This is a genomic window from Aequorivita sp. 609 (assembly GCF_014212065.1).
In the GTDB taxonomy this organism is placed as follows: domain Bacteria; phylum Bacteroidota; class Bacteroidia; order Flavobacteriales; family Flavobacteriaceae; genus Aequorivita; species Aequorivita sinensis.
On the sequence record NZ_JACJVM010000025.1, the window covers coordinates 49,448 to 61,679 of the forward strand.

Annotated in this window: 7 protein-coding genes; 6 read left to right on the plus strand and 1 reads right to left on the minus strand. The window is 35.6% G+C overall.

The annotated features are described in order from the left end of the window. The first annotated feature begins 15 nt into the window (after positions 1 to 15). The 6 genes from H4O20_RS08100 (at position 16) to H4O20_RS08125 (ending at position 7,290) form a co-directional block, all read left to right on the plus strand. Positions 16 to 1,257, plus strand: a complete 1,242-nt coding sequence (locus H4O20_RS08100; protein ID WP_185098890.1) for a T9SS type A sorting domain-containing protein — start codon at positions 16 to 18, stop codon at positions 1,255 to 1,257. A 51-nt stretch (positions 1,258 to 1,308) separates the two neighbouring features. Next, the gene (locus H4O20_RS08105; protein ID WP_260402661.1) at positions 1,309 to 2,184 is read left to right on the plus strand and encodes a DUF6607 family protein; all 876 of its coding nucleotides are present in this window, start codon (positions 1,309 to 1,311) and stop codon (positions 2,182 to 2,184) included. Positions 2,185 to 2,284: 100 nt separating this feature from the next. Further along, entirely contained in the window at positions 2,285 to 3,775 is a 1,491-nt protein-coding gene (locus H4O20_RS08110; protein ID WP_185098892.1) for an ankyrin repeat domain-containing protein, read from the plus strand. Between the two features lies 1 nt (position 3,776). Next, positions 3,777 to 4,262: a DUF2271 domain-containing protein gene (locus H4O20_RS08115; RefSeq protein ID WP_185098893.1), complete on the plus strand. Its 486-nt coding sequence runs from the start codon at positions 3,777 to 3,779 to the stop codon at positions 4,260 to 4,262. Positions 4,263 to 4,373: 111 nt separating this feature from the next. Then, on the plus strand, positions 4,374 to 6,563 hold the full coding sequence (locus H4O20_RS08120; RefSeq protein WP_185098894.1) for a PepSY domain-containing protein: 2,190 nt from the start codon (positions 4,374 to 4,376) through the stop codon (positions 6,561 to 6,563). A 178-nt stretch (positions 6,564 to 6,741) separates the two neighbouring features. Beyond that, a complete protein-coding gene (locus tag H4O20_RS08125) occupies positions 6,742 to 7,290 on the plus strand; it encodes a type 1 glutamine amidotransferase domain-containing protein (protein ID WP_185098895.1) in 549 nt (182 codons plus the stop codon). A 445-nt stretch (positions 7,291 to 7,735) separates the two neighbouring features. On the opposite strand, the gene H4O20_RS08130 is transcribed toward H4O20_RS08125, so the two are convergent. Further along, positions 7,736 to 12,076 carry a carboxypeptidase regulatory-like domain-containing protein gene (locus H4O20_RS08130; RefSeq protein ID WP_185098896.1) on the minus strand — a complete coding sequence of 1,447 codons (4,341 nt, stop codon included), beginning with the start codon at positions 12,074 to 12,076 and terminating at the stop codon, positions 7,736 to 7,738. Positions 12,077 to 12,232: the final 156 nt, after the last annotated feature.

The window sequence follows — 12,232 nt, forward strand, 5'->3', positions numbered from 1 at the left end:
AAAAATTCAAATACAATGAAAAAACTATTACATATTGCTGCCATAGCCTTGACTGGTTTACTTTCACAGGCACAACAAACAAATGCGACACTTTCGATGGGGCAAGGATACAGTAATGAAGTTTACTACAAACTCTCTTCAGCAGAAACAAATACGTTTCCAGCTTCAAGTTGGGACATAGCCTTTTTACGTGAAAATCCACAAAATATTGGTATTCGTGTAAATGATGGAATAGGCATTCAGGTTTATGAAGCATCAAACAATCCAGCCGATTTCAACACTATTGATATTGCAGACGAAGCGTCTTGGACTCCGTTGTATAATGACGATACTAATTGGGATAATGGTGCTTTTATGCAAGGTTCTGCGAGTTATGGTTGGGGAGAATACAACCCAGTATCTCACCACGTAGAGGGAACAATCGTTTTTGTATTAAAGTATACCGATGGCACCTATAGAAAGTTTATTAATGAAGATTACTATGGTGGCTACACTTTTAAATACGCTACTTGGGATGGAACTGATTGGATAGATGAAACAACTACAACTGTATCAAACACAAGTAATCCAGAAAACCGTTACAATTATTATTCGCTTCAAAACAATGCAGAAGTTGTTGCCGAACCAGCGATAGGTTCTTGGGATTTTGTATTTAGAAAATACAATACTTTTTTAGATCCTCCAGGCGAAAATTATATTGTAACGGGAACCTTACAAAACCCAAATGTAACCGTTGCAAAAAACGAAGAGCCCGATGGTAATGGCAATCCAAACGGACTAGCGTATTCTGAAGAAATAAATACCATAGGATACAATTGGAAAACCTTTAACGGATCAGGTTATGATGTAAATACGGATATGGCCTATTATATAAAATACGATGAAAACACTGTGTACCGCTTAGTTTTTGAATCATTTGAAGGCGCATCAAACGGAAATATAAGTTTTTATTATGAAGATGTTTCAGATATCTTGGGGCTTGAGGATATTTCTGAAGGCGTTACTTTCGGAATGTTTCCAAATCCCACTACAGACAAAATTGTAAATATAGTATACGATTTAAAAAATACTAACTCATTAGAAAACAATCTTTCAATTTATAACATTCAAGGGCAGTTGGTACATACTTCTCAAATTGCTTCAACCAATGGTTTTTTCAACAAAACCCTAGATCTTTCTTCATTACAAAGCGGAATATATATGGTTCAGTTTAAAGCCGGAAAGAACGTTATCTCAAAAAAACTTATTCTAAATTAATATAAAATGAAAAAACAAAACTCGTTCTTATTGGCGCTATTCATTTCAGTGATGACATTACAAGCGCAAAACAAAAAAGAATTAGACAAAAAAGAACTAGATAAAAAGTCTATTAAAGATATGTGTGGTTGCTTCGAAGTAACCTTCAACTTTGCTGAAACTTTTAATTACAGCAAAGATTCGCTTTACAAACCTTCGCCAAATGAAGTGTCTTCAGGCTTGGAATGGGCTGAAATAATAACAGATGAAGATAATAAAATTGTTATTCAACATTTACTTCAAGTGGGCAATCCTGCTGAACCTATGATTGTAAAACATTGGCGCCAAGACTGGCTTTATGAAAACACAGATTTTTATTCATACAACGCAGACAACACTTGGGAATTTATAAAATTACCAGCTGCAAAAGTAAAAGGTCAATGGACTCAAAAAGTTTTTCAGGTAGATGATAGTCCAAGATACGAAGGTTCGGGTTCTTGGGTACACGTCGATGGGAAGAATTACTGGGAGAACACTTCCAACGCACCATTGCCAAGACGTGAATATACCACGCGAAGCGACTACAACTTAACAGTGCGAGGTAATCGTGTTGAAATTACAGAGTTTGGCTGGGTTCACGATCAAGACAATGAAAAAGTAATTCGTGAAGCTGGCAAGGAAGACGTGATTCTGGCCAAGGAAAAAGGATATAACACCTATGTAAAAGTTGAAGATAGTCGATGCGCAGTTGCTGCAAAATGGTGGAAAGACAATGGTGAAAAATGGTCACTTGTTCGTGATAAATGGAACCGAGTATACGCTAAAAACAAAGATCTTTCTCTTGAAGAAAAAGTAGACAACAAGCCTTTGTACAAGTTTTTATTTGACGAAGAAAAATACACCAATAAAAAATCAATCGACAAAGTGATTGATTCATTTATAAAATAACAGGCATCCTATAAACTCCCGCACCTCTCGACTAAGCTCCAAAATTAACTTTAGCTTAAATGAAGAGGTGCTAAGGGTTTGTTTTTCGAAATATAATTCTATGAAAATAACACTCAAACTTCTATTGTTTCTAGTACCTTTCAGCGCTTTAGCACAGCAACAGAATGTACTTGCTGACCGTGCCTTTTGGTTACAAAACCCAAGTTTAGAAACCTTAAAACAAAAGATTTCGGAAGGGCACGATCCAACCGCACTAAATGAAAACGGTTTTGACGCTACCGTATATGCCCTAATTACCAAAACTGACAATAAAATTATAAATTATTTATTGTCCTTAGAAGGCAATCCCATCGATAAACGCACGCACGACAGTCGAATTTATTTACATTGGGCGGCTTATGCTGGAGAAATTCAGAATGTTATTTCTTTATTAGAAAAAGGCTCTTCCATAACGGCACGTGATAGCTGCGGAAATACTCCGCTTACCTTTGCCGCTACTTCGGGACTAACAAATCCTGAAATTTATAATTTGTTTATTGCAAAAGGTGTCGATCTTACTCAAGAAAAAGACCAAAATGGCGCGAATACCTTGCTTCTTGCAGCACCTTATTTAAAAAATGAAGCGGAAATTAATTACTTTATCGAGAAGGGTATTTCGTTAAATAGCACCGACGATGACGGAAATGGCATATTCAATTATGCGAACAGACGCGGAAATATTGAATTATTAAACTTGTTAGTTAACAAAGGTGTGGATTACAAAACTTTGAACAAAAATGGAGGCAATGCTTTTCTTTTTGCTGCACAAGGAACAAGAGGCTTTGAAAACAAATTTGAAGTTTACCAATACCTTAAAAACTTAGGCCTTAAACCCAATATTGTTACGATAGATAGCTTCGCCCCTTTGCATCGATTGGCATATAGCACTTCAGATAAGAATATTTTTGAACTTTTTCTTTCAGCTGGCGCAGATGTAAATCAAAAAGATTCAGAAGGTAATACTCCTTTTTTAAACGCTGCTTCACGCAATAAGTTAGAAATAGTAAAATTGCTTTCGAATAATCTTAATGATTATAACTACGCAAATAACGAAGGTCAAACTGCTCTAATGCTTGCTGTAGTTGGAAATAGTTCAGAAGTAGTTAATTTCTTAATACAAAAAGGAAGTGATGCTATGGCAATAGACTCAAATGGTAATACTGTCGCGTACTATTTGGCCAAATCATACTTAGCAAACAACTCTGATGCCTTTGAAACCAAATTAGAAATACTCAAAACAATCGGGTTAAAATTAAATACTACTCAAGCCAATGGCAATACGCTCTACCATTTTGCAGCCAGTGAAAACAATCTTGAATTGATGAAGCGTCTCGCAACTTTTCAAATTCCTGTAAATGCCAAAAACAATGAAGGTATAACAGCGTTACATCAGGCTGCAATGAAAGCCGAAAACGATGAAATGATGAAATATTTAATCTCCATTGGCGCTAATAAAAACGTCAAAACTAGCTTTGACGAAACAGCTTTCGATTTAGCGAGCGAAAATGAACAGTTGCAAAAACAAAATATAAGTTTAAATTTTTTGAAATAATATGAAGAAGTTATCTAAAATAATACCTGTCTTTTTTATCCTTATTTTTCTAACGGTTGGATTTACAACCAATGAAACCAAACCTGTTAAATGCCTTATACAAATGACAAATTACAATGGTGAAGGTGCTTATGTTATAGTTTCCTTGATGAACCCTAATGGAGAATACGAAGAAACTTTAAACGTTTTAGGAAAAGACCCTGAATGGTATAGTGAAATAAGTGAATGGTGGAAATTTTATGGCAAACGTCGCCCGAATATCGATGCTATTTCTGGAGAAACAATTAGCGGTGGTGAACGCACTGTTAGTATTTTGCAAATTCCGATAAATAAAATAGATAAGGGTTACTCTTTGCGATTTGAAACGTCCGTCGAAGATCAAAAATATTACAAAGATGATCTTCAATTTCCACTTACGACAGAAAGCCTGAACTCTAAAAAAGAAGGGAAAGGCTTTATCCGTTACGTACGTATGCTCACGCAATAAAAAAGAAATAATACTTGAGGACATTGGACGTACGACCTACATTATAGTTTCACATTAGTCCTACGTCTTAAGTCATCCAATCCTAAGTCAAAAATCTAAAATCGCACAGCAATGACCATTTCCATCTGGAGATACTGCCATTTAATACTTGCCTTAGCTTCCTCCCTATTCCTTTTGATCGCTTCAATTACAGGAGTTATCTTAGCTGTTGAGCCCATTATACATCAAACAAAGGATTACGGTGTTTCAAATCTAGAAAACGTTTCTTTGGCAACAGCGATTGTTGGATTAAAAGAGAATTACGAAGAAGTATTTTTATTGGAAGTAGAATCTTCTGGCTTCGTAAAGGCATCCGTACTCAACGAAGATTTTGAAACATTAGATATTTACATCAACCCAGAAACTGGTGAACAGCTAGGTGAAGTTACTAAAAGACCGGAGATTTACCGCTTTGCCACCAACTTGCACCGTTCATTGTTTCTAAAAAGTGTTGGGCGGCTTTTTGTTGGTCTGGTTTCATTTCTACTATTTATTATTGCTATTACTGGTATCTTTCTTTTAGCAAAAAGACAAGGCGGAATAAAAAAACTATTTTCGAAAGTACAAAAGGAGTATTTTGAAATGCGCTATCACGTTATTTTAAGTAGATGGTTACTTCTTCCTATAATTATTCTTTCCCTTACAGGAGTTTATCTTTCTGCAGAAAGATTCAATCTTTTACCCAATTCTACAATTGAGTTACAGGAAGTGGCAGTTTCAAACGCACCAAATACATATGGGAAACTATCAGAAATTCCCTTTTTTAAGGAAACAAAACTCTCTGAAATAAGGAATGTAGCATTTCCTTTTTCCGATGCGGCCGATGATTATTTTCACATTGCATTAAAAAATAAGGAAGTCCTTTTAAATCAACAAACAGGCGCTATTGTAAGCTCAGCTTCATATCCTTTTGTAACATTAGCTTCACGCTTAAGCATAGCACTTCATACAGGTGAAGGCAGTGTGCTGTGGTCAATCGTACTATTGGTTGCAAGCGCATCCATTGTTTTCTTTATGTATTCAGGATTCGTAATGACCTTGAAAAGACGTAAAAAATTAGGTGCAATTTCAAAAAAACTAGATAAAGACGTTTGTGAATACATAATTTTGGTTGGCTCTGAAACCGGAACTACTTTCGATTTCGCAATCCGACTTCAGAAGGCACTTACCTTAAAAGGTAAAGACGTTTTTTTAACAGAATTAAACAACTATTCTACTTATGCAAAAGCTAAACACATTATTGTACTAACCTCAACTTATGGTGAGGGAGAACCACCTACCAACGCAAGAAAGTTTAAAACCCTTTTTGAAACTGTTAAGCAACCAAACACTATAAACTTTTCCGTTGTAGGATTTGGATCCTTGAATTATCCAGATTATTGTCAGTTTGCAAAGGAAATAGATTTATTTTTCCAAACAAGAAAAGGTTTTCATCGCGTTTTACCCCTCTACAAAATTGACAATTCCAATTTCGTCGACTTTCAAAAATGGGCAAGTCAGTGGAGTGAAATAATTACAGTACCTTTAAAAATTGATCCGCCAAAGCAATCTAAAAAACTAAAACTAATTTCTTTTAAAGTTGTAGAAAAAAGCGAACTAAATATAGATAATACCTTTTTGCTTCGCATAAAACCGAAGCGTAAAATTAAATTCACATCTGGAGACCTACTTTCTATTTTACCTGCGGGTATTAAAATTCCTCGACAATATTCCATTGCTAAAATAGGTGAAGAGATTTTATTAAGCATCAAAAAGCATGAATTTGGTCTTGGATCCTCTTTCCTTTTTAATTTGAACGAAAATGATATTTTTAAGGCAGCTGTTGAAACAAATCCACAGTTCCATTTTCCAATATATTCTGAATCGGCAATATTAATATCCAACGGCACAGGAATAGCTCCGTTTTTGGGCGTGATAAAAGAAAACAAAAACGCCGATGTAGTGCTTCTGTGGGGTGGTCGTGTAAAAGAATCTTCTAATATTTACGATAACTTCTTGGAAATCGAAAACTTAAAAAATTCAAACCTTAGCCTTCACAAATGCTATTCAAAAGAAGAAAATAAGCAATATGTTCAAGATTTAGTCCTACAACAGCAAACAACCATTCTAAAAACAATTAAGAATGGAGGTACAATTATGATCTGTGGCTCCCTAACGATGCAACACGGAGTTCTAGATGTTATAGAAAAAATACTGATAAATTCGGATACAACTTTAGATACCCTAATTAATAATGGGCATCTAAAAATGGATTGTTATTAGTAAGAAACAGTTCTTGGACCTTGATCCACCTAGTTCAACACACGTTAAAAGCTCACAACCCCTTCATTCCTAATGATTTTAACGTTTTTTATCACAGGTTTACAATTTACTTAATATAGTAAACGCGCTGTGAATCCTATATTTACATAAAAGAAAAATTAATTAAAAAATCAAAATTATGAATAAGAGAATAGCCATATTGGCAACCGATGGATTTGAAGAAAGTGAATTAAAATCTCCAAAAGAAGCGATGGAGAAAGAAGGCTTTGACGTTCATATTGTAAGTCCGAACTCAGGAAAAATTAAAAGTTGGAGTGAAGGAAATTGGAGTGACGAATACGAAGTAGATAAGGTGTTGAAGGATGTGAGCGCTAACGATTACAATGCCCTAGTTTTACCTGGTGGCGTTATTAATCCCGATAAGTTACGTACTAATGAAGATGCTATCGAATTTATTAGAGATTTCTTTAAACAGAAAAAACCAGTAGCATCTATCTGCCACGGCCCTTGGTCTTTAATTAATGCAGAAGTTGTAGAAGGTAGAAAAATGACATCTTACGCTTCTATCCGAAAAGATTTAGAAAACGCAGGTGCGCACTGGGTTGACGAGGAAGTAGTTGTTGATCAGGCTTTTGTTACTAGCCGAAACCCAGACGATTTACCAGCATTCAATAGAAAATTAATTGAGGAAATTAAAGAGGGGAAGCACGAATTACAACACGCTTAATTAGTTGTAAACAGCAAAACTTCGAAAATAGATTTGACCATCAGGTTAAATCTATTTTTTTTTAGAATAAATATGCTGCATTTATTAAATCTCTAGGAGATGTGGGGTGCGAGTTGTAGGGTTTAAGACGCAGGGTATAAGGACGTAGGATGTAAGGACGTAGGATGTAAGGACGTAGGACGTGGGACGGAAAGACTTAGGACGGAAAGACTTGGGACGTAAGGACATAGGTTGTAAAAACTTAGGACGTATGTACGTCTGTGATATAGGTTGACTACTTAAGGCTTGGGGGGATGTTTAGGGAAAAGTTTATCATTACATGCAGGATTAGTAAGGTAGCGAGGGATTGTTATAGATGGGAGTTAGTTTTTCACTTTTAACCATCAAAAAAGCTGCCTAAATCCTGAGAGTTAGACAGCTTTAAAGATTCCTACTTACGTTTTATTTAATGGACAATCAGTTTTTTAGAAGAAGTTCCAAATTCTGATACTACATTAATAATGTAGGTACCTGAAGAAATATCTAGGTTCATTAAAGATGTACCTGCTTCTTTTACAGATTTGCTTAATAATCTTCCATGCATATCTATAACACTTACTTCAGCTTTCTCTGCAAGTACAATTGCAAATATTCCTGATGTTGGGTTTGGATAAATTTGGAAAGCATCCTTTTTGTAGCTTTCTACATCGAGCAAGGTGATTAATACTTCAGTTTTTTCAGACACACCAGTTTCATAAACTGCCTCAACCTCGGCTAAATGGGTTCCATTGGTAAGATTCTCTAAAGTAAATGTTGTTTCGGTTACGGAAGAAGAAACAAGTTCCCCATCTAGATATATATTATACGAAATTTCATGATTGTAATTCTTTTCATAAGTGACATCATCAATCATAACGAAATAAGTATCGTTACTTATATAGTTAATAGCAACATATTTGGTTTCTTCTGGAGCGTTAAAACTATATTCGGTCCAGTTTTCTGGCACGGTGATTTCGCCACCAAAAGCTGTAAAATCTGATGGTTCACTTCCTGAGGTAGAATATAAAACCTTTATTGTTTCAGGGTCTGATCCCAAAAGCGACGAGGCATTAAACCTAAATTCGCCAGGACCTGCAGGAATTATCAACCAATCGTTATTTGCACCATTTGGCCCAGCAAATGCAGTTAGATACCTTCGACCTGATAATGCTTCAAGATCAATAGCTGGAGTTGTTGAGTATGGATTAAACACCATAAAAGACATTGGTACCCCAGCATTTGGCCAAGTGAAGTTTGTATAGGTATAGGTTTCAAGTCCATCTAAATCTTTAAGTATAGAATTACCTATATTTTCTCGCTCAAAATCTTGATATCTTTCAATATTATCTGTAAAAGATTGATGAAGTGTCCAATCAAGTCTAGCAGAAGACGCCCCTTCGATAGTAGCAATTAGGTTTGCTGGCTGTACTTTTAAAAGTGTAAGAGGTATAACTAGGGTGTTATTATCCTCTACGGTTACATTGGTAAGCTCTACAATTTCATAATTCTCTAATTCTACTCTTACGGTGTAATCTCCTGTTAATAAATCAGAGAATGTTAATGAGTTTGAACCAATAGGGATAAAGCCCTCAACAAAATTATCGGCATTCCAAATAGAGATGTAAGCATCTTCGGCACTGCCAAAATCTGTGTTTATTTCTAGCGTAAAATCAAAGAACATATTATGTTGAATTTCATTAGAAATTCCTTTTTCTGATATCAGATCAGTTTCATAAAGAGCGCTAATCCCGTATTTATACATATTAGGTTCTTGATCGATTAGAGAAGTATCGCTAAAAGTAGTTTCGGTAATTGGTGTAGGTGTTAATTCTGTCCAATCATTTACTGTTGCTGGGCTCCTGTAAACCTTGTACCCGGAAGGGTTAGCATCCATTGTATTGTTTACAATACCATATATAGTCCAGTTTTTATTAGTAAGGTTTAACCCTGTCCAAACCCCATTTTCATATTTCATTCCACCTTTTCTTCCAGGTACACCAGGCCCATCGTCTAGGCCTATTGGGTAAGCTCCGTATTGTCCGGCTAAGAACTCTATACCTATCCACAACTCTTTTGACACATCTATAGGTATTGAGGTGGAAAGCTCGAAGATATACCATCCTTCTTCAGTAATAGATGCAGGTTGTGAATAAACTAATTGCTCTGCATTTTCACCTTCAAAAACCTTAACGATAATTTCGGCATTATTAGAAATATATGCTTTAACATGAGTAAGTTTAGCATCTTCGTCTATTTGTGTTTCTAAATCAGAAGTTTCGAACCTAATTCCAGAAATAAATGGATCTCCTCCATTACCCCATTTTTCGCCTGTAGTATTAAAACTTCCCCAGCCAATGGTTTTCTGGTTGAAATATCCTACTGGTATACTCCAATCCACATCGCCTACTCCATTATTGTTTACAGCCACAATATCTACAGGTTTATGCAATGCTAGTTCTAATTGAAAAGGGTCTAAATTGTAATCTGCTACTTCGCTTGTAAAAGTTAAATTCTCCGATGCATAAAGCGGGTGAAAAACTTCGAGTTCGTATTCTTTTTCTCCGAATGCATTTAAAGCAAAGTTCCCCAAAGCATCTGTAGTTGTTATATAATCTGAATAGCCAGTTAGGGTTAAGGTAGCTCCTTCGATTGCTGTTCCATTTTCATCCATTACAGACCCAGAAATTACAATTGGATTTGCATTGGTAAGCGCTGCATCTAATATAAGTTCTTGGTTTGCTGCTATAGTAAAATTTGTTTCATAAGTATTATAAGTATCCTTACTAAATGTTGCCAAATAATCTCCTGGCATTAATGCTGGCACTGTATAAACCCCTAACTCATTTGTTAGTGTTATTTCCGTTTGATATGCTGAAGCTCCTTCTGGTGTAATTGTAATTGTTACTCCTTCTATAGGGGAGTTATCATCTAAGAGCGTAACTGTTCCTGCTAGACTACCATAGTCTGTCCTTTTTTCCGTTACTATACTTGGTATAGTAGGTACTTCCTCAGTAGACCAAGCCGGTGGCTGGTTTGTTATTAGACTTAAGTCTGTAGAATAGCCAATAGAATAATAGGTACGCATACCTTCTACAGGAGTGTTATAAAACTCTCTAGGATTTACCGAAGGTGGGTTTTCCACTAACGGTTTAACGATAGTAATTATAACGTTTTCACCACTTGCCGCATCATAATAAAATGGTTGATCCAAATCTATTGTAATAGCATTTCTCCCTGCTGGGAATTGAATATAACCATCAAATAAGAGTTTTTGATCTCCAAAAAACTCCCAAACAGCATTATTCAGAGTTGTACCAAATGTTTCTCTATTTGTTGTACTCATATAGATTTTATATCGACTTGAAGTAGTAGTTCCTAAGTTACCAAAGTAAGAAAGCGAAGTGATGAGACCTGTACTTCCAATTTGATCTGCGGTATAAATACTTTGGGATATAATGGATGATCTACTAAGTTCAAAAACTTGGTCTGAAACTTTATTACCATCAGTAACAGGCACTTGGTTTTCATTCATTCCTGAATAAGCTGAAACTTCCGCAGGTATACCTAGGTTATCAGGGCTAGTTTGTGCAATTATTTCATAAGTATAAAGATTAAAATCTGGAATTTCAGTTTCGATATACGTAGTATTTGCATGCATTTCAGCAAGAGTTTCTGTTAGGTTCCCTAACTTTCTAATGATAGTATACCCAACTACTGGATTTTCAAGCGTACCTCCTAAAACACCGTAATCAACTTCATCCCAGGAAATTACAGTTTGTAAACTTGCGTTTTGTGTAAAAGTTATATTTTTTGGAGCTCCAGGAATAGTTTCATATCCAAAAAACGTAAGCGGGGTTGTATGAACAACTCCATTTCCTAAATTATTATACGCTACAAACCTATGTATATAAGAACCACCTTCAGGCAATAAATCAACATAGGTCATACTCTCACCTACAGCACCACTCAAATCTGCAATTTCTGTCAAGTTCATAGGATTTGTACCTCTATAAACCTTAACCCCCGTAATGTTGGTTAAAGAATTACCGGCTTTATCAACAACTGGGTTATTCCAATTGAAAGTGACTTCTATATCATTTCCTAATACAGTATTCACAGATAAATCTGTAATAGTATTTGGGGCTTGTGGTTCTACATTATGGACAAACTGTATATCGTCTACCAACATCATAACAGCTTGAGAAACACAGTTAATTGCAAGGTGTTTTGCACCAGGTGGTATTATATATTCATACTTTGTCCAATTTGTTGTAGGCAAGGTAGTATTCCCTCCATTAAACAATATGAAGTCTTCGGTATTTGATCCCGACATAGAATATCCTACTTTAAACTCATCGGGTCCAGAATAATCGAATGAACTTTTTACATAAAAGGATAATACTCCTCCAGGGTGACTTTGAAGTTCATCAGAAATTAACCAATCGTTAGCAGGACCACTATATGAAGATACACTAGCAAAATATTTATCACCAGAGTGAGGTATATACGCATCTAATGTGTTTGGTGGATTTGTTTGTGAGGGTGTGTAAACAAAAAAACCCAATGGCCCGCCCTTTCCAGGGAAGCTTTGAAATGGTCCGGCGGTATTTAAGCCATCCAAATCAAGTGAAGTCCATCCTTCTAAATTGGTTTGCGAAAAATCTGCTTGTTGTTCTACATCCTCCATAAAGGGTTGTAATAAATTCTGTGACCACCCTTTTAAAGCAAAGAGCAAAGCCAGGAGAATAATTGTGTACGTTTTTTTCATTATTGAATTTTAGATTAGAAAATTTATCTGCACCCGAAAAGAGTACGATTTTATTGCCTAGCAAACTAATCGATTTAGGGGTAATTCACCAATTTATTGTCCTCCTTTTAGACCCAAACAAATACTTTTAAACACAAGACGTTTACGCTCAATAAC

Bases quoted from the DNA above. Each gene is read 5' to 3' on its own strand.
- H4O20_RS08100 (WP_185098890.1), top strand. From the start codon at position 16: ATGAAAAAACTATTACATATTGCTGCCATAGCCTTGACTGGTTTACTT.
- H4O20_RS08115 (WP_185098893.1), top strand. From the start codon at position 3,777: ATGAAGAAGTTATCTAAAATAATACCTGTCTTTTTTATCCTTATTTTT.
- H4O20_RS08130 (WP_185098896.1), bottom strand. From the start codon at position 12,076: ATGAAAAAAACGTACACAATTATTCTCCTGGCTTTGCTCTTTGCTTTA.
- H4O20_RS08105 (WP_260402661.1), top strand. From the start codon at position 1,309: ATGACATTACAAGCGCAAAACAAAAAAGAATTAGACAAAAAAGAACTA.
- H4O20_RS08125 (WP_185098895.1), top strand. From the start codon at position 6,742: ATGAATAAGAGAATAGCCATATTGGCAACCGATGGATTTGAAGAAAGT.
- H4O20_RS08110 (WP_185098892.1), top strand. From the start codon at position 2,285: ATGAAAATAACACTCAAACTTCTATTGTTTCTAGTACCTTTCAGCGCT.
- H4O20_RS08120 (WP_185098894.1), top strand. From the start codon at position 4,374: ATGACCATTTCCATCTGGAGATACTGCCATTTAATACTTGCCTTAGCT.